Source organism: Streptomyces sp. NPDC002144 (assembly GCF_053593695.1).
The window spans coordinates 271,547-295,735 of record NZ_JBSFDB010000001.1; the positions used below are offsets into that span (position 1 = coordinate 271,547).

The 24,189-nt window shown below is 70.6% G+C and carries 14 protein-coding genes; 10 read left to right on the forward strand and 4 right to left on the reverse strand.

Features of this window, described 5'->3' with window-relative positions; all coding sequences use genetic code 11:
* The first annotated feature begins 17 nt into the window (after positions 1-17).
* Positions 18-884: an acyl-CoA thioesterase gene (locus tag ACWCQ1_RS01235; RefSeq protein ID WP_451025566.1), complete on the forward strand. Its 867-nt coding sequence runs from the start codon at positions 18-20 to the stop codon at positions 882-884.
* 15 nt (positions 885-899) lie between these two features.
* Here the strand turns inward: ACWCQ1_RS01235 and ACWCQ1_RS01240 are convergent, their stop codons facing one another.
* Both ACWCQ1_RS01240 and ACWCQ1_RS01245 read right to left on the reverse strand, forming a co-directional pair.
* Entirely contained in the window at positions 900-1,688 is a 789-nt protein-coding gene (locus ACWCQ1_RS01240; protein ID WP_133040784.1) for a phosphatase, read from the reverse strand.
* Between the two features lie 103 nt (positions 1,689-1,791).
* Positions 1,792-3,468, reverse strand: a complete 1,677-nt coding sequence (locus ACWCQ1_RS01245; protein ID WP_451025567.1) for a helix-turn-helix domain-containing protein — start codon at positions 3,466-3,468, stop codon at positions 1,792-1,794.
* 105 nt (positions 3,469-3,573) lie between these two features.
* Between ACWCQ1_RS01245 and ACWCQ1_RS01250 the strand changes: the two genes are divergently transcribed.
* The 7 genes from ACWCQ1_RS01250 (at position 3,574) to ACWCQ1_RS01280 (ending at position 18,216) form a co-directional block, all read left to right on the forward strand.
* The gene (locus ACWCQ1_RS01250) at positions 3,574-5,031 is read left to right on the forward strand and encodes a sodium:solute symporter (RefSeq protein WP_451025568.1); all 1,458 of its coding nucleotides are present in this window, start codon (positions 3,574-3,576) and stop codon (positions 5,029-5,031) included.
* 57 nt (positions 5,032-5,088) lie between these two features.
* A complete protein-coding gene (gene speB, locus ACWCQ1_RS01255) occupies positions 5,089-6,057 on the forward strand; it encodes an agmatinase (RefSeq protein ID WP_133040787.1) in 969 nt (322 codons plus the stop codon).
* Entirely contained in the window at positions 6,054-7,736 is a 1,683-nt protein-coding gene (locus ACWCQ1_RS01260; RefSeq protein ID WP_451025569.1) for a thiamine pyrophosphate-binding protein, read from the forward strand. The genes speB and ACWCQ1_RS01260 overlap by 4 nt, the downstream gene beginning before the upstream one ends.
* A 113-nt stretch (positions 7,737-7,849) precedes the next feature.
* Positions 7,850-10,723 carry a LamG-like jellyroll fold domain-containing protein gene (locus ACWCQ1_RS01265; protein WP_358593807.1) on the forward strand — a complete coding sequence of 958 codons (2,874 nt, stop codon included), beginning with the start codon at positions 7,850-7,852 and terminating at the stop codon, positions 10,721-10,723.
* Positions 10,724-10,808: 85 nt separating this feature from the next.
* A complete protein-coding gene (locus ACWCQ1_RS01270; protein ID WP_451025570.1) occupies positions 10,809-17,180 on the forward strand; it encodes an RHS repeat-associated core domain-containing protein in 6,372 nt (2,123 codons plus the stop codon).
* Between the two features lie 105 nt (positions 17,181-17,285).
* Positions 17,286-17,873, forward strand: a complete 588-nt coding sequence (locus ACWCQ1_RS01275) for a suppressor of fused domain protein (RefSeq protein ID WP_358593805.1) — start codon at positions 17,286-17,288, stop codon at positions 17,871-17,873.
* Entirely contained in the window at positions 17,800-18,216 is a 417-nt protein-coding gene (locus ACWCQ1_RS01280; protein WP_451025571.1) for an SUKH-3 domain-containing protein, read from the forward strand. Before ACWCQ1_RS01275 ends, ACWCQ1_RS01280 begins: the two co-directional genes overlap by 74 nt.
* A gap of 303 nt (positions 18,217-18,519) precedes the next feature.
* Here ACWCQ1_RS01280 and ACWCQ1_RS01285 read toward each other — a convergent pair whose 3' ends face one another.
* Both ACWCQ1_RS01285 and ACWCQ1_RS01290 read right to left on the reverse strand, forming a co-directional pair.
* Positions 18,520-19,326 (reverse strand): endonuclease I family protein, encoded by an 807-nt coding sequence (locus tag ACWCQ1_RS01285; protein WP_133040792.1) that lies wholly within the window; start codon positions 19,324-19,326, stop codon positions 18,520-18,522.
* Between the two features lie 150 nt (positions 19,327-19,476).
* Positions 19,477-21,759, reverse strand: a complete 2,283-nt coding sequence (locus ACWCQ1_RS01290) for an ArnT family glycosyltransferase (protein WP_451025572.1) — start codon at positions 21,757-21,759, stop codon at positions 19,477-19,479.
* A gap of 154 nt (positions 21,760-21,913) precedes the next feature.
* Between ACWCQ1_RS01290 and ACWCQ1_RS01295 the strand changes: the two genes are divergently transcribed.
* Together ACWCQ1_RS01295 and ACWCQ1_RS01300 are read left to right on the forward strand one after the other, a co-directional pair.
* Positions 21,914-22,774, forward strand: coding sequence for a serine hydrolase (locus ACWCQ1_RS01295; RefSeq protein ID WP_358593802.1), 861 nt, complete (start codon positions 21,914-21,916; stop codon positions 22,772-22,774).
* Positions 22,775-23,069: 295 nt separating this feature from the next.
* Positions 23,070-24,095, forward strand: coding sequence for an esterase-like activity of phytase family protein (locus tag ACWCQ1_RS01300; protein WP_451025573.1), 1,026 nt, complete (start codon positions 23,070-23,072; stop codon positions 24,093-24,095).
* Positions 24,096-24,189: the final 94 nt, after the last annotated feature.

A 24,189-nucleotide genomic window follows, 5' to 3' on the forward strand; every position in this document is an offset into this window, starting at 1 on the left:
CCGGTAGAAAAGGTGCCATGAACGAGGCACTCCAGGACCTCCTCGATCTGCTCGACCTCGAGCAGATCGAGGAGGACATCTTCCGCGGCCAGTCCCGGTCCGCCGTCGTCCCGCGCGTCTTCGGCGGACAGGTCGCGGCCCAGGCGCTGGTCGCGTGCGGCCGCACGGTCCCGGCGGACCGGCACGCCCACTCCCTGCACGCGTACTTCCTGCGGCCCGGCGACCCGGGCGCGCCCATCGTCTACACCGTGGAGCGCATCCGCGACGGCCGCTCCTTCACCACCCGCCGGGTGGTCGCGGTCCAGCACGGCCGGCCGATCTTCTCCCTGTCGGCGTCCTTCCAGACCTACGAGGACGGCCTCGACCACCAGGCCCCGATGCCGTCCGCGCCCGACCCCGTCACCCTGCCCACCTCGCAGGAGCGGCTGCGCGGCTACGACCACCTCGACTCGGGCATCGTGGAGAAGTTCCTGCAGGCCCGGGAGGCCATCGACCTGCGCTACGTCGAGGAGCCGCCGTACGGGAAGTACGGCGAGCCGCGCGAGCCGCACTCCCAGGTCTGGTTCCGCACCAACGGCAAGCTCGACGACGACCCGTTGCTCCACGTCGTCCTCGCCACCTACGTCTCCGACATGACCCTGCTGGACTCGGTCCTGCTCGCGCACGGCCGTGGCGGCTGGGCGGTGGGTGACGTGGTGGGGGCCTCCCTGGACCACGCCATGTGGTTCCACCGCCCGTTCCGCGCCGACGAGTGGCTCCTGTACGACCAGGAGTCCTCCTCGTCGTACGGCGGCCGTGGCCTCGGTCAGGCCCGCATCTACACACAGGACGGGCGGCTGGCGATCTCGGTGATCCAGGAGGGCGTGGTCCGGGTCCCCCGCTGACGGGGGACCGTCACGTCAGGCCAGGCCCGCCTCCGCCAGCAGGAACGCGGTCATCGGGTCGTAGTGCCGGGGGCTGACCACATGGTCGTCGAGGGGGACGGTGACCTGCAGGGTTCCCTCCGACTCGCCGAGGAAGAGGGCGGGGTCGTTGCAGTCGGCGTAGCCGACCGAGTCGACCCCGTGCTGTCCGGCGTACCCCGCCCAGCCGTGGTCGGCGACCACCAGGTCGGGCAGCGGGCGGCCCTCCCGCTCCAGCGCCGTGAGGATCGCCTTCATCGGCTCCGGCGAGTGGGTGTGCCACAGCGAGGCGCCGTGCTCCAGCACCGCCACGTCCGCGAACTGCATGACGTACCCCTCGTCCGTCTGCAGTCCCTCCGGGATGACGACGATCTCGCAGCCGGCGCCGCGCAGGGCGTCCGCCGTGGCGCGGTGCACGTCGAGCAGGCCGCCCGGGTGGCCGGTGGCGAACAGCACCCGCTGCTGCCCCTCGGCCGCCTTGCGCAGCCGGCCCGCGAGCCGCTCCAGCGCGGCCACCGTCAGCTCGGGATCGATGGTGTCCTGGCCGTACCGGTACTCGGGGTCGTCGTTCACGCCGACCCGCTCCGCCATCACCGCGAGCACGTCCTGCTCGTCGCTCCAGCGGTCGCCGAGCTCCAGACCGAGCCAGTAGTGGCGGTCGCCGTTCGCCAGCCTGCGGTAGTGGCTGAGATTGTTCTCGCGTGGCGTCGCGACGTCGCCCGCGATACGGGTCCGGACGAGGTGGTCGACGAGCTCGGCGCGGCTGGGGGTCCCGGGTATCGGCATGTGTCCCATTGTGAGGCAGCCGCCCGCGCCGGTCCCTGGTGTCCCGCACGCTGGGACGTGGGTCACGTACTCATCCGCCTGGTAGGTCCCGCCTATTGCCCGCCTATTGCCGCCGCAGCGCGAACCACAGCTCCATGCGCACGTCGGGGTCGTCCAGGTCCGTGCCGAGCAGCGCCGCGCACCGGGCGATCCGCTGCCGCACGGTGTTGCGGTGCACGGACAGGGCGACCGCCGTACGGTCCCAACTGCCGTGCAGGGACAGCCAGGTGCGCAGCGTCTCGGTGAGTGCGGGCGCCTCGGCGATCGGCGCGAGCAGCACACGCGCGTGCACGGCGGCCTCGTCCGCCGGCACCAGGTCCGCGAGCCCCGCCCGCGCACCGTGCCGGACCAACGCGGCCCGCGTCGCCCGCGCCCGCGCCAGCGCCCGCGCGGCCTGCGCGTCGGCCACCCCCCACGCCTCCGGCCCCACGACCCCGCTGACCCCGAGCACCCACCCGTCCTGAGCCACGGGCTCCCGCCCACCGGGGACGAGGACCCGCACTACCCGCTCCCCGAGATCGACCAGGGACGACCCGAGAGCGGCCCCGAGGGCGGCGGCGGCCAGGGGGTCCGGGGCGATCGCGGAGCCCCCGGGCGGGGAGGGACGGTCCCCCGGCGACGGAGAGGAGTGGACCCGGCCGCCGGTGGGGGCCGCGGGACGGGCGTCGGGCCGCTCGTCGGAGGGGTGCCTCCCGCGGGGGTCGTTTCGCCGGTCGGACGAAACCGTCGGGCGGGGGCCCGCCGCCCGGTGCCCGAGGGCTGTCGCGCCGGGTGCGTGCGCGGTGGGTGCGGCGTGGACGATCAGCCAGCGTGACGTCCCGCCGTCGTCGCCGAGCAGCGGGGCCACCTCCTGCGGTGCGGCTCCCAGGAGCAGTCGTACGAGGGCCGAGGAGCGGGCCGTTCCGGAGCCGCTCTGGTGTTCGTCGGTGAGGAGGGAGAGCAGGACGGCCGCGACCGAGGCGATGGTGTGGTCGCCGGGTTCGCGGGTGGGGGAGGCGACCCCGAGCGCGAAGCCCCGGCCGGCGCCGAGCGCGTACGCGGCGAGGTGGGTGCCGCCGGCGCTGGAGTCGGTGGCGGAGGTGGGGGTTCCCGGGCCGGTGGGGTGGACGACGCGGGTGAGTTCCGTCAGGGCGTCGAGGACGGCGTCCGGCAGCGGGCGCCCCGCCGCCGCGACCTCGGCGCCCTCCGGCCCGTACAGCACCGCCCGGCCCCCCACCCGCTGGGCCAGCTGACGCAGGACCGACCGCACCGGGTCCGGGCGGGACGCGGCGCCGGCCAGGCTCTGCTGGGCCTCCGCGACCCGGCGGAGTTCGGCGAGCCGCGCCTGCGCCATGAGCTGCCAGACCGCGCGGGCGATGCCGGAGAACGTGGTCCGCGGCGGCACCTCGACGAGCGGCAGCGCGTACGCCTCGCAGGCCGCCACCAGCGCCCGCGGGACCGTGTCGTGCACGGGAGCCAGGCCGAAGCCGAGGGCCGCGCCGCCCGCCGCGACGATCCGCGACACGTAGTCGTCGAAGTACGTGCCGGTACCGGCGGCCTCCGGCACATGGACCCCGGCCGTCAGCAGCAGCTCCCCGCCCAGCAGATACGGATACGGGTCCGCCATCTCCGAGGTGTGCGCCCAGTGGATCACGATGTCCGGATCGGACGGCCCCGCGATCTGCCGCAGGCCCAGGTCCTCACGGGCCAGCAGGGAGGCGAGGGGCACCGGGGGAGTCGGGGGAACCGCGGGATCAGGCATGGTGTGCGTACCCTCCACCTCGTACCGCCCAAGTGGATGAAACGTACACTTCGCAGTCGCTTTCCGGCCACCTACTGTCGAGGAAACCCCGCGAAGGAGGCTGCCGTGGCCGTCGACTACACCGTGATCGTCGTCTACCTGGCCGGCATGCTGGCCATGGGCTGGTGGGGCATGCGCCGCGCCCGCTCCAAGAGTGACTTCCTGGTCGCCGGACGCCGGCTGGGCCCGGCGATGTACTCCGGCACCATGGCCGCGATCGTCCTCGGCGGCGCGTCCACCATCGGCGGCGTCGGACTCGGCTACCAGTACGGCCTCTCCGGCGCCTGGATGGTCTTCACCATCGGCCTCGGACTGCTCGCCCTCTCCGTCTTCTTCTCCGCCCGCATCGCCCGGCTGAAGGTCTACACCGTCTCCGAGATGCTGGACCTGAGGTACGGCGGCCGGGCGGGCGTGATCTCCGGCCTCGTCATGTGGGCGTACACCCTCATGCTCGCCGTCACCTCGACCATCGCCTACGCCACGATCTTCGACGTCCTGTTCGACATGAACCGCACCCTCGCGATCGTCCTCGGCGGCTCGATCGTCGTCGCGTACTCGACGCTCGGCGGCATGTGGTCGATCACCCTGACGGACATGGTGCAGTTCGTGGTGAAGACCATCGGCGTGCTGCTCCTGCTGCTGCCGATCGCGGTCGTCAAGGCGGGCGGCTTCGGCGAGATGAAGGCCAAGCTGCCCACCTCGTACTTCGACCCGCTGGGCATCGGCGGCGAGACGATCTTCACCTACGTGCTGATCTATACCTTCGGCATGCTCATCGGCCAGGACATCTGGCAGCGCGTCTTCACCGCCCGCGGCGACCGGACGGCGAAGTGGGGCGGCACGGTCGCCGGCACCTACTGCCTCGCCTACGCCCTCGCCGGCGCGGTCATCGGTACGGCGGCCAAGGTGCTGTACCCGAACCTCGGCAGCCCGGACGACGCCTTCGCGACCGTCGTCAAGGACGAACTCCCCGTCGGCGTGCGGGGACTGGTGCTGGCCGCCGCGCTCGCCGCCGTGATGTCCACCTCCTCCGGCGCGCTGATCGCCTGCGCGACCGTCGCCAACAACGACATCTGGTCGCGGATCCGCGGGAAGGCCAGGTCCGGCGAGCAGGACGAGGTGCGGGGCAACCGGGCGTTCATCCTGATCATGGGCCTCGGGGTGATCGGCACGGCGATCGCGCTGAACAACGTCGTCGAGGCGCTGACGGTCGCGTACAACCTGCTCGTCGGCGGACTGCTCGTCCCCATCCTCGGCGGGCTGCTGTGGAGGCGCGGCACCGTGCACGGCGCCCTCGCCTCCGTGATCGTCGGCGGCCTCGCGGTCATCGGCCTGATGGCCGGCTACGGCATCCTCGCCAACGAACCCGTCTACTACGGCCTGCTGTCCTCCCTGGTGGCCTACGTCGTCGTGTCCCTGGCGACCAGGCCCACCGACGAGACCGTGCTGGCCACCTGGCGCGAGCGGCTGGCGGGCCGCGGCGCCCCCGGACTCGCGTCCGAGCGGGTTCCGGCCGCCCAGTAGAGTCGTACACCGAAGCAGTACATACGCGATGAAGCGTAGGAAAGAAGGCATTACCCCATGAGCAGCAACGAGACGCCCCGCGGCCCCGTCGACTCCTCCCGCATCCCGCGCTACGCCGGGCCCGCCACCTTCGCCCGGCTGCCCCGCCTCGACGAGGTCGGCCGTACCGATGTCGCCGTCGTCGGGGTGCCGTTCGACTCGGGTGTCTCCTACCGGCCGGGCGCCCGCTTCGGCGGCAACGCGATCCGCGAGGCGTCCCGGCTGCTGCGGCCCTACAATCCGGCGCAGGACGCGTCCCCGTTCGCCCTGGCGCAGGTCGCGGACGGCGGGGACATCGCGGTGAACCCGTTCAACATCAACGAGGCCGTCGAGACGATCGAGGCCGCCGCCGACGAACTCCTCGGCACCGGCGCCCGGTTGATGACCCTCGGCGGCGACCACACCATCGCGCTGCCGCTGCTGAGGTCGGTCGCGAAGAGGCACGGCCCGGTCGCGCTGCTGCACTTCGACGCCCACCTCGACACCTGGGACACGTACTTCGGCGCCGAGTACACGCACGGCACACCGTTCCGCCGGGCGGTGGAGGAGGGCATCCTCGACACCTCGGCGCTCTCCCACGTCGGCATCCGCGGCCCCCTCTACGGCAAGCAGGACCTCACCGACGACGAGAAGATGGGCTTCGGCATCGTCACCTCGGCGGACGTCTACCGCCGTGGCGCCGACGAGGTGGCCGACCAGCTGCGGCAGCGCATCGGCGACCGTCCCCTCTACATCTCCATCGACATCGACTGCCTGGACCCGGCCCACGCGCCCGGCACCGGCACCCCCGAGGCGGGCGGCATGACCTCCCGCGAGCTGCTGGAGATCCTGCGCGGTCTGGCCTCCTGCCAGCTGGTCTCCGCCGACGTCGTCGAGGTGGCCCCGGCGTACGATCACGCGGAGATCACGTCGGTGGCCGCGTCCCACACGGCGTACGAACTGACCACGATCATGACCCGCCAGATTGCCGAGGCCCGCGCGAAGTGACCCACGACCACGACCTGGAACTCCGCCCGACGCCGGCCCAGACGGAGGCCGCGCTGAACCCTCCCCCCGGCCGCAACGGCGGGGACCTGGTCGTGGAGACGCTGGCCGGGCTCGGCGCGACGACCGTCTTCGGGCTGCCCGGTCAGCACGCGCTCGGCATGTTCGACGCGCTGCGCCGCTCCGACCTGCGGTATTTCGGTCTGCGGGTGGAGAACAACGCGGGGTTCGCGGCGGACGCGTACGGCCGGATCACCGGCGAGGCGGCCCCGCTGCTGCTGTCGACGGGCCCGGGCGCGCTGACCTCGCTCGCCGCGCTCCAGGAGGCGGCCGCGGCCTCGGCGCCCGTGCTGGCGATCAGCAGCCAGATCCCCACCGCCGGTCTGGGCGGCGGCCGGCACGGCTATCTGCACGAACTCCCTGACCAGGCGGCCTCGTTCCGGGGCGTGGTCAAGTCCGTCCACACCGTGCGCACCCAGTCCCAGATCCCGTCCGCGGTCGCGGCAGCGTGGAAGTCGGCGCTGACGGCCCCGCACGGCCCGGTGTGGGTGGAGATCCCGCAGGACGTGCTGCTGGCAAAGACGCCGGTCCCGGTGGTCACGGCGGTGGACGCGACCCCGGACGCCCTTCCCCCGCGCCCCGAACTCACCGCCGTGGCGGCCGACTTGCTGTCCCGAGCCGCCCGCCCGGCGATCATCGCGGGCGGCGGAGTCGTCCGCGCGGACGCGTCCGGCAAGCTCAGGCAGCTCGCGGAGACGCTCCAGGCGCCCGTCGTCACCACTCCCGGCGGCAAGGGCGCGTTCCCGTGGCAGCACCCCCTGTCCCTCCAGTCCTGGATCGAGGACCGGCACACCACGGACTTCCTGGAGGACGCCGACGTCGTGCTGGTGGTCGGCTCCGGCCTCGGTGAACTCTCCTCCAACTACCACACGTTCAGGCCCCGTGGCCGGCTGATCCAGATCGAGGCGGACCTCGGCAAGCTCGAGTCCAACCACCCGGCGCTGGGCATCCACGCCGACGCGCGCCTCGCGTTGCAGGCGTTGCTGGAGACGGTCTCCCCGAGGGAGGACGCCGGGGCGCCCGAGCGGGTCCGCGCGGTCCTCGCGAAGGTCGCCGACCGCATCGCCGCCCAGGAACTCACCCTGGAACAGGACGTGTTGGCATCGGTCCGCAAGGCGCTCCCCGCCGACTCCCCGTCCTTCTGGGACATGACGATCCTGGCGTACTGGGCCTGGTCGGCGTTCGACGCAATGGGCCCCAACCGCATGCACTCCGCGCAGGGTGCCGGCGGCCTCGGCTACGGCTTCCCGGCGGCTCTGGGCGCGGCGGCCGCGGACCCGACGACCCCGGTCCTCGCGGTCTCCGGCGACGGCGGAGCCCTGTACTCCGTCGCCGAGTTGGCGACCGCCCGCCAGTACGACCTGAACGTCACCTGGCTGATCGTCGACGACGGCGGCTACGGCATCCTCCGCGAGTACATGACGGACGCCTTCGGAGAGGCCACGGGCACGGAACTGACCCGCCCGGACTACGTGTCCCTCGCCGAATCCTTCGGCGTCCCGGGGATCCGCGCGACCCCCGAGACCCTCGAGAGCGACCTGACGAAGGCCCTCGGGTCACCGGGCCCATCGGTGGTCGTACTCCCGGCGGTGCTGCGGATGTTCGCGCCGACGCATCTGTAATTCTCTTGAAACGGTAAAGAAAGTCCCATAGGTTTCCCCCTGTCCCTGCTGCACCGCATGGGCACATCAATTTCATAGCGGGCTCTGGGGAGAGCCCGGGGGGAGACAAGGGCATGACCAACCCTTGGTTCCGGCGGCTTCGTGCTGCCCGGACGCTCGGCGTGCTGCTCGGCGGCGCCGTGGTCCTGGGCGCGTTGCCCGCCGTCACCAGTCCGGCCGACGCGGCCGGCAGTACACCGGCCTCGGCCGAGGCGGCCGCCTTCCAGCGGGCCGCCGACACCGGGAAACCGGTGGAGATCGTTCAGCGCCGTACCGAGGACGAGCTCGTCTTCGCCAATCCGGACGGCAGTCTCACCAGCGAGACCAGCGTCCAGCCGCAGCGGGTGCGGCGCGCCGACGGCGGCTGGGAGAAGGCCGATGCCACGCTGGAGCGGCGGGCCGACGGCACCGTGGGCCCGAAGGCCGCCGTCGTCGACCTGGCCTTCGCGGGCGGCGGTTCGACCGACCTGATCACCCTCGGCGACCAGGGCAGGTCCTTCACCCTGCGCTGGCCCGAGCCGCTGCCCGAGCCGGTCCTGGACGGCGACACCGCCGAGTACCGCGAGGTGCTGCCGGGCGTCGACCTGCTGGCGAGCGCGACGGTCACCGGGTACTCGTACGTGCTGAAGGTGAAGACCCCCGAGGCCGCGCACAACCCGGAGCTGGCCCGACTGCGGCTGCCCGTACGGTCGCAGGGCCTGGACCTGACCACCGGTCCGGACGGCGGACTGCAGGCGGTGGACGCCTCCGGCGAGCGGCTCTTCGGTGGCCAGGCGCCCAAGATGTGGGATTCCGCCACCGCCGCTGAGAAGGTCCCCGCGGACGCCGTACCGGCCTCCGGCTCCGGCGCCCCCGTCGAGGCCGCGCCCGACGCCGCCGCGAAGATCGCCGACATGGACCTGGACGTGACCGCGTCCGCCGTCACCGTCGAGCCCGACCGCTCCGTGCTGACCGCCGCCGACACCGACTTCCCGGTCTATCTCGACCCGGAGGCCGGCATGTCCAAGAGCGAGTGGCTGTACGTCTCCAGCGCCCACCCGAGCACCGAGTTCCACAAGTTCAAGAAGGACGAGGGCGTCGGACGCTGCTCGTACGCGTCGATCGGCGGCACGTACTACGTGTGCAGCTCCTCGCCGTACACCAACCGCATGTACTTCCAGTTCGACACCTCCGGCTGGAAGAACCGCACCATCTCCAAGGCGGTCTTCGAGGTCTACGAGACCTTCTCCTTCTCCTGCCAGAAGAGCACCGTCAACCTGCACGCGGTGGCCGAGGGGGGCGTCGACTCCGCCACCAACTGGAACAACAAGCCCAAGGACGGCGACCTGATGGTCGACCGCACGGTGGCCTACGGCCGCGGCGACAGCTGCAGCCCCGACGCGCCGCCCAGTTGGGTCGACTTCCAGGACAACCCCGACGAGAGCAACGAGAACCTCACCGCCACCGTCCGCAAGAAGGCCAAGGCCGAGGACCCCATCGCCTTCTCGCTGCGCGCCGCCGACGAGGACGACGCCAACTCCTGGAAGCGGTTCCGCGGCGACAACGCCAAGCTCGTCGTCACGTACAACACCACCCCGGGCAAGCCGTACAACGAGCGGCTGACCAACCCGGAGGAGAAGACCTGCACCACGGACAACACCAAGCGGCCGTGGATCCGTGACGACACCCCGACCATGGCGGTCAACGGCACCGACGCCGACTCCTACAGCGACGGCACCGGCCAGAACCTCACCGCCACCTTCCGCGTCTGGGACCAGGTCGACGGCCGGCCCATCGTCTACGAGGGCAAGGACGGCCCGCAGAACGAGGGCGTCTTCGAGGAGAACATCCCCGTCAGGGAACTCACCCACGGCCACGGCTACAAGTGGCACGCCCAGCTCTACGACGGCTCCACCGGCAAGCTGAAGGACTCCGGCTACTCCGACTGGTCCGACTGGTGCGAGTTCGTGGTGGACGTGAAGCCGCCCAGCACCAAGCCGCTCGTGACCGCGGCGGACGGCGAGGCCGACCTCCCGGTGGGCGCCAGGCGGCACTTCACCCTCTCCGCGAACGGCAACGCCGACCCGGTCTTCAAGAACGACGTCGAGTACTACGAGTGGGACCTCGGCAGCGACACCCCCGGCCGCCGGGCCACCCCCGCGAGCCTCGGCGGTGACGCCGCCATCGAGGTGCCGACCTCCACCTTCGGACCGAACGTCCTCTACGTCCGCAGCGTCGACCAGGCCGGCAACCGCGGCCCGCTGGAGAAGTACGTCTTCACCGCGGACCGGGCCTGCCCCGACGCCCTCGCCGACACCTGCGCCGCCGCCGTCTACGGCCTCGACCAGACCTCCGGCGCCACCGCCCCCGACACCTCCGGCCACGACCGCGACCTCACCGTCAAGGGCGCCGACTGGGTCGCGGGCAACCACTCCGCCACCGAGGCCGACGACAAGGCCCTGCGCTTCAACGGCAGCAGCGACTACGCCACCGCCGCCTCCGCCGTCCACACCGGGCAGGCGTTCACCGTCTCGGCGTGGGTGCGGCCGACCTCGCTGAGCGAGAACATCTCGGTGATCAGCCAGGCCGGCGGCAGCGGCAACGGCCTCAACCTCTACTACTCGACGGCCTACAAGCGCTGGATCTTCGGCCGTCACCTCGCCGACAAGGACGGCTCCGAGCTCGTCCGCGCCATGGCGACGAGCGAGCGCCCGCCGACCGTCGGCAAATGGACCCACCTCGCCGGGACCTACGATCCGGCGGCCCGGAGGTTCACCCTCTACGTCGACGGCGAGGAACAGGGCAGCGCCACCGTCACCGGCGTCTGGAACGCCACCAAGGGCCTGAACATCGGCCGTGCCCAGTACGACGGCGCCTGGAGCGACTACTTCGCCGGCGACATCGACGACGTACGCCTGGTGCCCGGCCTGCTCTCCGGCGCGGAGATCCACCGGCTGGCGAACGACTAGCCGCCGCTGACCACGGCTGCTGCGCCCGGGCGCCGGGCATCCACTGGCGCCCGGGCACCCCACATCACACGGGAGGGGAGCGCGCATGCGCTCGACACGCAGACATCACGCCCATAAGTGGGCGAAACATCTGGCCGCGGCGGTGTCCGCGGCCCTGACCCTGACCCTGCTCCAGGCCGCCCCCGCCCTCGGCGACGACGACGCCCGGGAGCAGCGCCGCCCCAAGACCCAGGACGTGCCCTCCACCCCCGTGGTGGAGGAGGGCGGCCGGGTCACCCCGCTCAAGCACCTTGCCGGATACGGCAGTTCACCCGCCCCGAAGGCGTCCTGGCCGAGGCCGGGCAGTGCCACCGTCGCCCTGGACGGATCCGGTGCCCGCGCGGGCATCCGCGCGGGCGGTCTGCCCGTCCGCCTCGCCGCCCCCAACTCCCGCTCGGCGAAGGCGGCTTCCCCGACCCGCGCCAAGGTCGACCTCCTCGGTCACGCCGCCGCCCGCAAGGCGGGCATCGACGGCCTGCTCCTGAAGGTCACGCGCGCGGACGGCCGCACGGCCACGTCCGGCAAGGTCGCCGTCCAGGTCGACTACGCCGCCTTCGCCCAGGCCTACGGCGGCGACTGGGCGCAGCGCCTGCGCCTGGTCCAGCTGCCCGCCTGCGCGCTGACCACCCCGAAGGCGGCCGCCTGCCAGGGCGTCACCCCCCTCAGCACCGGCAACGACGTCCGCGCCCGGAAACTCACCGCCGACGTCCCCGTCGGCATCGGCGCGGCGGCCCCGCTGCTCGCGGTCTCCGCCGCGCCCTCCGGCAGCTCCGGCTCCTACACCGCGACCTCCCTGGCGCCCTCCGCGTCCTGGCAGGTCGCCGCCCAGACCGGCGCCTTCACCTGGCAGTACCCGCTGCGGGTTCCGCCCGCCATCGCGGGCCCCTCCCCGCAGCTGGGCCTGGCCTACAACTCGGCGTCCACCGACGGCCGTACCGCCTCCAGCAACAACCAGACGTCCTGGGTCGGCGAGGGCTTCGACCTCAGCGCCGGATACATCGAGCGGTCCTACCGCTCCTGCACCGAGGACGGCCACGACGAGGCCGGATCGCAGAAGTACGACCTGTGCTGGCACTCCGACAACGCCACCATGAACTTCGGCGGCCGGGCGGGCGAGCTGGTCAAGAAGTCGGCGAACGAGTGGCGCCTGAAGCAGGACGACGGCACCACGATCGAGCGCAGGACCGGCGGCTTCAACGCCGACGACAACGGCGAGTACTGGGTCGTCACCACCACCGACGGCACCCGCTACTACTTCGGCAAGGGCAAGCGCGAGGCCGCCGACACCGAGTTCACCGGCTCCTCCTGGGAGGTCCCGGTCTTCGGCGACGACAAGGACGAGCCCTGCCACAAGGACACCTTCAAGGAGTCCCGCTGCCAGCAGAGCTGGCGCTGGAACCTCGACTACGTCGTCGACGTGCACGGCAACACGATGACGTACTACTACGGCACCGAGACCAACAAGTACGACACCGTGCGCGGCGACAAGGTCGTCTCCTACGACCGCGGCGGCTGGCTCAAGCGGATCGAGTACGGCGAGCAGGAGGGCAAGGAGAACTCCACCGCCGCCCCCGCCCGGGTCGTCTTCGACACCGCCGAGCGCTGCACCGGTGCGGCCGCCGACTGCGAGCCCGGAGACCTGAAGGAGTCCACCGCCAAGCGCTGGCCGGACGTGCCGTTCGAGCAGATCTGCACCTCCGACACCGAGTGCAAGGACCAGTGGTCCCCGACCTTCTTCTCCCGCAAGCGCCTGACGAAGGTCACCACCCAGGTCCTGAAGTCCGACGGCAAGACGTACGACGATGTCGACGAGTGGGAGCTGGCGCACAAGTACCAGAGCGCCGACACCACTCACTCCCCGTCCATGTGGCTGGAGTCCATCACGCACTCCGGCAAGGACGGCGCGAACAAGCTCCCGAAGGTCACCTTCTACGAGCGGCAGGACGCCAACCGCGTCGACACCGGCGCCGACGACCGCCTGCCCATGTACAAGTGGCGCATCCGGGCCATCCAGTCGGAGACCGGCGGCACCATCTCGGTCAACTACAAGCCGACCGAGTGCACCCCGTCCAGCCTCCCCACCCCCGAGACCAACACCAAGCGCTGCATGCCGTCCTTCTGGTCGAAGGAGGGCACGGTCGGTGAGAAGGAGGACTGGTTCCACAAGTTCGTCGTCGACACGGTGACCGAGGACGAGGTCACGATCACCGGCCCGAACAAGGTCACCTCCTACGACTACTCGGGCGCCGCCTGGGCCTTCGACGACAGCGAGCTCGTCAAGACCAAGAAGAAGACCTGGAACCAGTGGCGCGGCTTCCGCACGGTCACCGTGCGGACGGGTGACGAGAACAGCAGGCAGCTGCGCACCCAGACCACCTACCTCCAGGGCATGGACGGCGACCGCGAGAAGGAGTCCGGCGGCACCAAGTCCGTCTCGGTCACCGCCTCCGACGGCACCAAGGTCCGCGACGACGCCCGCCACCAGGGCTTCCAGCTGGAGCAGCGCACCTTCAACGGCTCCGCCGAGGTCAGCGCCACCGTCAGCACCCCCTGGAAGTCCGCCGCCACGGCCACCGAGGGCAGCGACGAGGCGACGTACGCGGCCGTGAAGTCGACGAAGACCCGCACCGCGCTCGACGACGGCAAGGTCCGCCGCGCCGCCATCGAGCACTTCTACGACTCCTACGGCATGCTGGAGCGCTCCTCCGACTCGGGCGACCTGTCCGACCCGGACGACGACACCTGCACGACCAACACCTACAACCGCAACACCGACGCGAACCTGCTGACGCTGCTGAAGCGGGTGACGGTCGTGCCGGTGGTGTGCGACGACGGCCCGCCGTCCTACAAGGGCGAGGCGATCAGCGACGTCCGCACCTGGTACGACGACCCCGACACCTACGGCACCAAGCCCACCAGGGGCGACGTGGTCCGCAGTGAGAAGGTCAAGGGTTACGCGGACGACGGCACCCCGCAGTACGTCACCACCTCGACCGCGAAGTACGACACCCACGGCCGGGTGACGGAGTCCGCCGACCAGCAGGGCAACGCGACGAGGACGGCGTACACCCCGACGACCGGCGGCCCGGTGACGGGCATGAAGGTCACCGACCCGGCGGGCAACTCGACGACCTCCACGGTGGACCCCCGCTGGGGCCTGGTCACCGCCACGGTCGACGCCAACAAGCAGCGCACCGACCTGGACTACGACGCCCTCGGCCGCCTGCTGAAGGTGTGGCTGCCGGGCCGCGCGAAGGCCTCGGACACACCGTCCCTGGAGTACGCCTACCTGGTCCGCAACAACGGCCCGGTCGTCACCACCACGAAGTCGCTCCTGCCGAACGGCTCCGTCGCGGTCAGCCAGCAGCTCCAGGACGGGCTTCTGCGCGAGCGCCAGTCCCAGACCCCGGCCGCGAACTCCGGCCGCGTCGTGACCACCACCGAGTACGACTCCCGCGGCCTGGCCGTCAAGGAGATCGGCCCCTTCTACAACTCCGCCGCCGTCGGCACGACCTTCGTGGGCGTGGCGGACGCGTCCGAGGGGACGCCTCGGGAGACGGAGACGGTGTACGACGGGGCGGGCCGGGCGACGGACGAGATCTTCCGGGTGGCCGGCGCCGAGAAGTGGCGCACGAAGACCGAGTACCACGGTGACCACACGACGGTCGACCCGCCGGCCGGCGGCACGCCCACCGCGACGTACACCAACGCGCAGGGGCAGAAGACCAAGGTCCTGGAGTTCAAGGCATCCTCGCCCACGGGGGCGGCGGACACCACGTCGTACGACTATGACGCGGCGGGCCGCCTCACGGAGGTCAAGGACACGTCGGGCAACCTCTGGTCGTACGAGTACGACGTGCGGGGGCGGCAGATCCGGGCCGTCGACCCCGACGCGGGTACGACCTGGACGACGTACAACGACCTCGACCAGGTCAAGATGGTCCGCAACCAGCGCGACACCACCCTCACCTTCACCTACGACAAGCTGGGCCGTCAGCGCTCGCTCCACAACGGCGACAAGAAGCTGACGACCTGGGAGTACGACAGCGCCACCGTCCCCAACGGCAAGGGGCGCCTGGCGTCGGCCACCAAGTGGGTGGGCGACGACGCCTACACGAGTTCGGTCGACGCCTACGACGCGGCGGGCCGCCCGACGAAGACCTCGGTGACGATCCCCGCAGCCGAGGGCAAGCTCGCCGGCACCTACACCTCGACGGCGTCGTACAAGCCGGACGGTTCGATCGACGACGTCGGCGTCCCGGCGGCGGGCGGTCTCCCGGCGGAGACGGTCACCACCGGCTACACGGCGACCGGACTGCCGTCCTTCACGGTGGGCGACACCACCGACTACGCCCGCGAGTCCCGCTACTCCAACTACGGCGAACTCCTCCAGCTGACGCTGGGCACCGCCAGCGCCGACAAGTACACCTGGCTCACCAACACCTACGAGGAGGGCACCCGGCGCCTGGAGCGCGCCCGCATCGACCGGGAGATCGTCAAGACCCCCGACTCCGACATCACCTACGGCTACGACGCCACCGGCAACATCCGCAAGGTCGCGGACACGCCCGAGGGCAAGACCGCCGACGTCCAGTGCTTCACGTACGACTACCTGCGCCGGCTGACCGAGGCGTGGACCCAGACGGCCACCGACTGCGCGGCGAGCGCCGGTGAGGCGACCGTCGGCGGCCCGGCGCCGTACTGGCACTCCTACGCGTACGACGCGGCGGGCAACCGCACCGGCGAGGTCCGCCACGCCACCGGCACGACCGCCGACGCGGCGATCACGCAGTCGACGACGTACGTGCCGACGGCCCAGGACCCCAAGGGCGGCACGCACGCCCACGCCCTGAAGTCGGCGGAGGTGCGCACCTCGACCTCGGGCTCGCCGGCGAAGGAGGTGACGGCGGCCCAGAGCTTCCAGTACGACGAGACGGGCAACACCGTCCGCCGTACCAAGGTGGCGACGGACCTCTCCCCGGCGGTCGACCAAAAGCTGGACTGGGACGAAGAGGGCCGCCTGAGCGCGGTGACCCCGTACCTGTCCGGAGACGACCTGGACGAGGCGAACAAGACCTCGTACGTGTACGGCGCCGACGGAAGCCGCCTGCTCCGCAAGGAGAAGGGCGCGGTCACGCTGTACCTCGGCAGCCAGGAGATCCGCCTCGACACGGCCAAGAACTCCCTGTCGGGCACGCGTTACTACGCACACGGCGGCAAGCTGATCGCGGTGCGGACGTCAGCCGGGGTGACCTGGCTGGTGGGCGGCCAGAACGGCACGGCCGAGATCGCGATCAAGGCGGCGGACTCATCGATCGTCCAGCGCCGCACCCTCCCGTTCGGTGAGGTGCGCGGTGCCGAGCCCACCGCAGGCGCCTGGCCGGGCGACAAGGCCTTCGTGGGCGGTACGGCCGACGCCACCGGGCTGATCCACCTCGGGGCGCGTGAGTACGACCCGGCCGCCGGCCGTTTCGTCTCGGCCGACCCGGCGCTGAACCTCGACGACCCGCAGCACCTGAACGCCTACGCGTACGGGCGCAACAACCCGCTGGCCTTCCCGGACCCGACGGGCCTGTACTGGGGCGAGTCCTGGATCAGCCCGATCGGCCACGGAGCCCTCGACGTCGTCGGCCTGGTGCCCGGCTTCGGCGAGCCCGCGGACCTGATCAACGGCCTGTGGTACACGGCCGAGGGCAACTACATCGACGCGGGTCTGTCCTACGCCTCGGCCATCCCGATCGCCGGTTACGGCGCGTCGGTGGCCAAGGGAGCCCGGTACGTCAACAAGGCCGTGGACGCCGTCGACACCGCGACGGACGCCGCCAGGGCGGCCGACAAGGTCAAAGACGCCAAGAAGGTCGCGGACGACCTCACCCCGCCGGTCACCCCGAAGCCCAAGCCCGCTCCCAAGCCGGCACCTCCGGCAAAGGCGAAGGATGCGCCGACGGCCAAGAAGGGTGACTCCGGCGGCAAGAAGGGCGACGGCGCCGGCAGCAAGAGCGACACGGCGGACGGCGCGAAGAAGTCGGACTCCAAGGCGGGTGTCGAGGACGGCGCCGACGAGCCGGTGAAGCTCTACCGTTCGCCCGGCGAGGGAAAGCGGGCGAGCGAAAGAAACGGTCTCAGTGTCAAGAACCACGCGGGGGACCACCCCACGGCATACCTCTCCAACATGCCGGAGGGAGCCGCGCAGTATGCCGGAAACGGGCATGATCCAGGCTTCCATGTCTTCACGATGAAGCCAGGATTCAGAGAAGCATTCGGTGATCTCGAATTCCCCCTGCCGAACAAGAACGGACTGAAGGGGGTTACCGAGTGGCGGATCCCTTCACATAGGTTCGAAGAGTTCAACTCTTACATCGATCACGCCAAGACCGAATGGTGGTACTCGGAGAAGGGTCACTTCTTCCCGTCGTAAGAAGTAAAATCGATGTTCTAGGATGGGTGTGATGGGTGCCTCCGGGGATCTCCATGGAGGCACCCATCCGTCGTCGTCCGAACCGTGCAGAAATGAAGGGGCTCAATGAACGAAAACGACACCGATGTCCGGTTCTCTCGTTACCTGGAACAGCTGCTCCTGCTCACAGGGAAGAAGCCGACAGAGGTTCGCGAGATCGCGCCCGCGAAGCCGGAGGGTGGTCGCGTACGAGCCGTCGTCCATGCCGACACTCCGGAACCCGGATATGTCACGGGTTTCAGTTACGGACTTTCTCTCGTGCGTCACCCGAATTGGATGTCGAACGTTCGAGAACTGGTGATCACGGTCCGGTCCGACGACATTGGTTGGGCAAGTGTTCCCGCCGAGACGGCGGCGGCATTGCGTGGTATCTGTGCCTATGCTCACGGCCAGGCCATCGGCTACATGAAACCCTATGTCGAGAGTTCAGAAATGAGCAGCATCGTGGTGGCGGATCCCGCTGTCCGCTGGAGTTCCGGCCCGATCGATCTCGGTCCGGCCGGCATCGACCGGACCGGCCGGGATCTTGTCGATCTGGTCGGGGTGTATCCCGTGTATGCCTCTGAGCGGGACTTCGTTTATGCGAAGGGTTTCGACGCGCTGTGGGGACTTGAATGGGATCGTTTGGACCCGCTGCGGCTTCCGGTGGCGTGAAAGGGCCGCATGTCGGACCAAGAGGCACACCGCGGTACCGCGAGGGCGTGCCCGACTGGCACTCGTCGTGCGGCTGGTGCAGAAGAACTCTGGGAGGAAAACCGGCTTCGATCACCCGCGCCATCCGCTCGATCCGGGGACGCACAGCTGCGAACTGAACGCCGAGCATGCGAGTCGCATCGTCAACGGTGAAAAGCTGAAGGGATACGAGCAGCGAACGGGCGAGAAGCTGACGCCCGTGGGCACGGCGGCTTCCGGTCCTCTCGTGCTCCTCGTCGCCGATGGGGGCCGGGCGTACGGCGCCTCTGATGTCGACAGAATCCGTCCCGAGGGGCTGGACTGACGGCGCATTGAGAGCGCGGGAACAGTGACCGATGGCGAGGTGACCGAGGCCGAGATGGGCCTGGTGGGGAGCATCGTCGAGGGCGACGCCATCGACGTCTTCCGCTGGGGAGTCATCGTGGACCTGGGCCTGTCACGGGACGGCCTCATCGAAGTCCTCTACATCGACGACGGCGACAAGTATCAGGTGGGTGACCGCGTGTCCTGCTACCTGGACGCCTTCGACTGGTCGTCTCGAGTAGCCGACCCACAGTCAGGGGCCCCGTCGGATTCGTCCGGCGGGGCCACTCGTTCGGTCCGTGGACTACCAGATCGCGTCCACCCACTCCGGGTGGTCGATGAACGGGTTGCGGTTGTGCTGGTAGGTGTCGTAGATGACCTGGTTGCGGTTCTCCTCGAAGGCGCTCGGCGGGTCCTCGTCGTTCCACTGCTTGAGGACCGAGAGCTTGCCGATGTACGGGTTGGAGCCGTTGTTGACCTTGTCGTCGGGCTCCAGGTTCGCGAAGCCGTCGTCGCCCTCGTAGCGGACGGCCATGTAGAGGATCATGCGGGCCACGTCGCCCTTGACGGCGTCGCGCGGCTCGAAGGAGTCCGAGTCGACCTTGCTGCCACCGCTGTTGGTGAAGGTGGAGCCGCCCTCGTCGAAGTCGAGGTTGCCGCGCTTGCCGTTGACCGCCACGTCCTCCGGGCGGATGTGGTGCAGATCGGTGCCGGGGCCGGTCGAGGTGGTGAGGTCGCCGTGCGAGATCGCCCACACGTGCTCGCGGTTCCAGTCGCCGCTGTCACCGCCGTTGAGGGACTTGCTGCGGGAGATGCCCGAGTACAGCAGGATCACGTTGTTGCTGTTGTTCGGGTCCTGGTCGGTCTTCTTCAATGCGTCCCACAGCGCCGAGTACGACAGCTTCGTCACGCCCGAGCTGATGATCGTGTGCAGGGAGGACTTGAGGCTCGTGCCCGTCTTGCCGATCGCGTTCTTGTAGTACGTCGAGTCGTACGCGGTCGTCGTGGCGGCGGCCGGCGTGGCCGTCAGCGCCGGGGCCGCGAGGCCCACCATCACGGCGGCGGTGGCCAACGCCACCGACTTCCATCGCCGTACGCGTGTCACCGGCATAAAGGTTGTCCCATCTACGCGGGTTGAATGGAGGCGGCAAGAGGGAGGGTGACATGGACATGAGGTCTTGTCGATGAACGGGACGTTAAAAAGGGAAGTAAAGAACGGCCCCCGACCATGGGGTCGGGAGCCGTTCGGGGTCGGTCTGCGTCAGCTGACGTCGGACGGGTCCAGGCGGTAGAGCGACGCGGTGCTCGTGCTCGACGTGGAGGCCGAACTCTTGCTGTACGCGCTCGACTTGACCGCCGTGCCGTGCTGCTTCACCCAGGTGGACACCTGCGTGCTGAGGGTGTTGCCGCCGCCGGGACCGCCCATACCGCCGCCCATGCCGCCGCTGCCGATCTGGATGTAGTGCAACTCGCCCTTCTTCACCAGCTCCTTCAGCTTGGCCACCGTCATCGCGTTGTCGGAGCCGGTGAAGCCCCACATGGAGATGACCGGTTCCCGGGCGCTGAGCTCGATCTGCGCGGCGCTCTGCGAGTTGGAGACCGCGAGCAGCCACTCGGCGCCGTCCTGGTGCTTCTTCAGGTACGAGATGAGCTCGCTGTCCGCGCCGCCCATACCGCCGGGCCCGCCGCTGCCGAAGCCCCCGCGCTGTCCGGCCGTACCGCCGCTCTCGCCGGTGCCGCCAGGAGCCGTACCGCCCGCCGTGCCGGTGCCGCCCGGAGCCTGGCCGGTGCCGCCCGCCTGGGGCAGTTCGCCGTTTCCGCCGCCCGGCGTCATCTGCCCGCCGCCCGGCAACTCGCCGTTCTGGCCCTGCTGTCCGCCCGGGAAGCCGCCCTGCGCGTCACCGCCGGCCTGGTTACCACCCGGCAGCTCGCCGCCCGCCTGGCCGTTGCCGCCCGGCGTCTCGCCGCGCCCCGGGAAGCCGCTCCCGCCGCGCATGCCGCCGGGGCCGCCCATGCCGCCGCCCGTGGAGGGGCCGGCCGTCGGGTTCGTGCCGCCCATCATGCCGCCCGAGGAACCGAAGGCCGGCGACGCGGCGTACGCCGTCGGGCCCGCCAGTGCCGCGACCAGCGCCGCCGCCAACGAGGCCATGAGCAGCCGGACTCGGTTGCCGGAGCGGAAGACCAGCATGCCCACGATGCCGGCCACCGTCAGGACGCCGATCGTCGGCCACAGCCAGGTGTTCCAGCCGGAGGCGCGGCGCAGCAGGGCGATGGCCCAGATGCCGGTGATACCGAAGGCGGCCGGGAGGACCCACACCCAGCGCCTGTCGCGGCGGAAGGCGTCCAGCAGCATCACGCCACCGCCGCCGCACAGCACAGCGATGCCCGGGGCGAGCGCGGTGGTGTAGTAGGGGTGCATGGTGCCCTGGGCGGTCGCGAAGATCACGTAGTGCAGCAGGGTCCAGCCGCCCCACAGCACCAGCGCCATCCGCCGGAGGTCGGTGCGCGGGGCGCGCCCGCACAGCACCAGGCCGCCGACCAGGGCGATCGCGGAGAAGGGCAGCAGCCAGGAGATCTGGCCGCCGAGGATGTCGTTGAACATCCGGCCGAGGCCCGAGGAGCCGGAGAAGCCGCCGCCCCCGCCCCCGCCCCCGCCTCCGCCTCCGCCGCCGTTGCCCTCGCCGCCGAGGACACGGCCGAGACCGTCGTAGCCCATGATCAGGTCCCAGGCGGAACCGTCCGTGGAGCCGCCGATGTAGGGCCGGTCGGAGGCCGGGACCAGGGACACCGCGAGGGCCCACCAGAAGCTGGAGACGGCCAGGACGACCGCGGCGAGCAGCAGATTGACGATCCGCTTCGCCCAGGGCGCCCTCGACGCGTACAGGTAGAGCGCGAAGACGGCGGGGAGGGCGATCCAGCCCGCGAGCAGCTTGGTGTTGAAGGCCAGACCGAAGCAGGCCGCCGAGCCGAGCAGCGGCTGCAGCCTGTCGTCACGGGTGGCGCGGAAGGCGAGGGCCGCGCCCGCGACCATGAGGAACACCAGGAGGGTGTCGGGGTTGTTGTCGCGGTTGATGGCGACGGTGATCGGGGTCAGCGCCAGCACCAGCGCGGCGACGGTCGCCGCGCCGTGACCCCACACCCGCTTCACGGTGGAGTGCAGGATCCAGATCGTGGCGAGGGCCGCCAGTATCTGAGGCGCCATCATCTGCCAGGTGCCGAAGCCGAAGACGCGGCAGGACAGGCCCATGACCATGGTCGCGAACGGTGGTTTGTCGACGGTCAGGAAGTTGCCGGGGTCCAGCGAGCCGAAGAACCAGGCCTTCCAGCTCTTCGTGCCGGCCCAGATGGCACCGCTGTAGAAGGTGTTCATGCTGGATCCGGACAGGTTCCAGGCGTAGAGGACCGCCGCCAGGACCAGGATCGCGATCAGGGCGGGCAGCGACCAGCGCGGTGCCCGGTCCGGCGGCGCCGCGGGCGGGGCGGGCGGCGGCCAGTCGGCGGACACGGGCTCGGTGTGGGGGTGCGGATCGGTGGCAGATGTCACCCGGGCATCGTGCGGAAGAGGAGTGGGTGCGGGCTGTGCTGAAGCTGGCCCCCGGCTGTGAATCGGCCAAGGGGGCGGTAACGCCTTGGGCGCACTTTGCCCAACGGGGCCCACGCGTACAACCTTTCGGGCGAAGTCGAGCGTCAACAGGGGCATGACACCAGGGAAATCAACCAGACGCGCCAGAGCGCTCGCCACGGGGGCCCTCGGGCTCGGCGTGCTCATACCCGGCGTGGCCGCCGCCTCGCCCGCCGCGGCCGCCACGACACCCACGGTCAGTTGCACGTCCGCCCGGACGGGCCTGGCCACCAAGCTCCAGAAGGACATCACCGCTGCCCTCGCCGGCCGTCAGGGCACCGTCGCGGTCGGGCTCTACGACCGCTCCACCAACACCACGTGCTCGCTGCGGGCCACCTCCTCCTACGACTCCGCCAGTGTCGTCAAGGTGACCGTCCTCGCCACGCTGCTGTGGGACGCGAAGAAGCACAACCGGTATCTCACCGACACCGAGACCTCGTTGGCCAAGGCCATGATCACCAAGTCGGACAACGACGCGACCAGCAGGCTGTGGAAGCAGCTGGGGCTGACGAAGATCAAGGGCTTCCTGAGCGCCGCCGGCATGACGAAGACCGTCCCCGGCGCGAACGGCTACTGGGGTCTGACCCAGATCAACGTCACCGACGAGCAGAAGCTGCTCAAGCTGATCACGGCGAAGAACGCGGTGCTCAGCGACAACTCCCGTGCCTACATCCTGAAGTTGATGGGCCAGGTCATCTCCTCGCAGCGCTGGGGCACGCCCTACGGCACCCCGTCCGGCGTCTCCTGGCACGTCAAGAACGGCTGGCTGCAGCGCTCCACGCACGGCTGGCGGGTGCACAGCGTCGGCACCTTCAACGGCGGCGGCCACGACTACATGATCACGGTGCTCACCTGGGGCAACAGCACCATGAACTACGGCATCTCCACCATCCAGGGCGTGGCGAAGGTCATCCACAGGGACCTGGCGGCGGCCTGACACGTCCCCGCCGCCGCGCCCGCCACCCGGAGCGGGGCGCTCCGGCGCTCCGCGACCCAGGCTCCCCACACTTGCGTGAGGGCCCTCGCACGCCGCGCGGCCGGCCCGACGGTGGACGGCGCGATGTGTCCGGCCCCTGCCGCGAGTTGACGCCCGCCGGTCTCCCGCGTGTCACCGGCGGCGCCTCGGCTCACATGTGTCTGAGGACAAAGGTCGCGACGGCTACCGCGGTGCTGCCGCTAGTTGACGCCCGCCGGTCTCCCGTGCGTCACCGGCGGCGCCTACCGTGGCGCGCATGCGCCTGAGAACCGTACTCGCGACCGTCACCGCGGCCCTGGCGGCGGCCACCACGCTGACCGCCGCCGGGCCCGCCCCGGCCACCCCGCGGACGGGCCACGCCTGTTCGCCCTCCGTCTCGATCGACCGCTTCTCCGACGCGCTGGACAAGACGACGTACGACGGCACGTTCGTCGGCAACTTCTCCGCGCTCGCGGTGGACAAGGACGGCTCGATCGCCGCCCTCGAGGACCGCTCCTCCCTCTTCGACCTGGACGCGAGGACGCTCGCCCCGAAGCGGGTCGTCCGGCTCGCCGACGAGAAGGGGGCCGCGCTGGACAGCGAGGGTCTCGTCGTCGACCGGGACGGCACCCGGCTGATCACCTCGGAGACCGAGCCGTCCGTACGCCGCTACAGCACCGACGGCGGGATCCTCGACCGGCTCCCGGTCCCGTCCGCCCTCCTCGTCGCCCCCGCCGGACGCGCCACGTCCAACCAGACCTTCGAGGGCCTGACCCTCCTGCCCGGCGGCCGCACCCTGCTCGCCTCGATGGAGAACGCGATCTCCGGCGACTCCACCGACATCGTCCGCTTCCAGACCTGGACCCGGACCAAGGACGACCATTTCCGCCTCGCCGCCCAGTACGCCTACCGCGTCGACGCGGGCCTGGGCGTCCCCGAGGTCCAGGCCACCCCCGACGGCCGCCTCCTCGTCCTGGAGCGCGGTTTCACCGCCGGCGTCGGCAACACCGTCCGCCTCTACCTGGCCGACCCCCGTCACGCGACGGACACCGGCGGCATCGAGAACCTGACGGGGCAGCCGGGTGTGCGGCTGATCAGGAAGACCCTCCTCGCCGACATCGCCGACTGCCCGTCCCTCGGCGCCACCGCGAAGCAGCCCCAGCCCAACCCGCTCCTCGACAACATCGAGGGGATGACCGTGACGGGGTACTCGAAGGGCCGCCTGAAGGTCCTCCTGGTCAGCGACGACAACCAGAACGCGGCGCAGGTCACGCGGTTCTACTACCTGCGGGTGCGCGTCTGACCCCTCCCTGCTGTGGTCCCTATTGTTGCGGAGGGATGAAATCCGCTTCTTCTCGTGTTGGTGCCTTCCGGTAGATCAGGACGATCGGAGGGCA

What these genes read in the sequence shown, in the direction of transcription:
- ACWCQ1_RS01275 (WP_358593805.1), top strand. Translation starts at nt 17,286, where the DNA reads ATGAACGAAAACGACACCGATGTCCGGTTCTCTCGTTACCTGGAACAG.
- ACWCQ1_RS01295 (WP_358593802.1), top strand. Translation starts at nt 21,914, where the DNA reads ATGACACCAGGGAAATCAACCAGACGCGCCAGAGCGCTCGCCACGGGG.
- ACWCQ1_RS01265 (WP_358593807.1), top strand. Translation starts at nt 7,850, where the DNA reads ATGACCAACCCTTGGTTCCGGCGGCTTCGTGCTGCCCGGACGCTCGGC.
- ACWCQ1_RS01285 (WP_133040792.1), bottom strand. Translation starts at nt 19,326, where the DNA reads ATGCCGGTGACACGCGTACGGCGATGGAAGTCGGTGGCGTTGGCCACC.
- ACWCQ1_RS01280 (WP_451025571.1), top strand. Translation starts at nt 17,800, where the DNA reads ATGCGAAGGGTTTCGACGCGCTGTGGGGACTTGAATGGGATCGTTTGG.
- ACWCQ1_RS01240 (WP_133040784.1), bottom strand. Translation starts at nt 1,688, where the DNA reads ATGCCGATACCCGGGACCCCCAGCCGCGCCGAGCTCGTCGACCACCTC.
- ACWCQ1_RS01235 (WP_451025566.1), top strand. Translation starts at nt 18, where the DNA reads ATGAACGAGGCACTCCAGGACCTCCTCGATCTGCTCGACCTCGAGCAG.
- ACWCQ1_RS01300 (WP_451025573.1), top strand. Translation starts at nt 23,070, where the DNA reads ATGCGCCTGAGAACCGTACTCGCGACCGTCACCGCGGCCCTGGCGGCG.
- ACWCQ1_RS01270 (WP_451025570.1), top strand. Translation starts at nt 10,809, where the DNA reads ATGCGCTCGACACGCAGACATCACGCCCATAAGTGGGCGAAACATCTG.
- ACWCQ1_RS01245 (WP_451025567.1), bottom strand. Translation starts at nt 3,468, where the DNA reads ATGCCTGATCCCGCGGTTCCCCCGACTCCCCCGGTGCCCCTCGCCTCC.
- speB (WP_133040787.1), top strand. Translation starts at nt 5,089, where the DNA reads ATGAGCAGCAACGAGACGCCCCGCGGCCCCGTCGACTCCTCCCGCATC.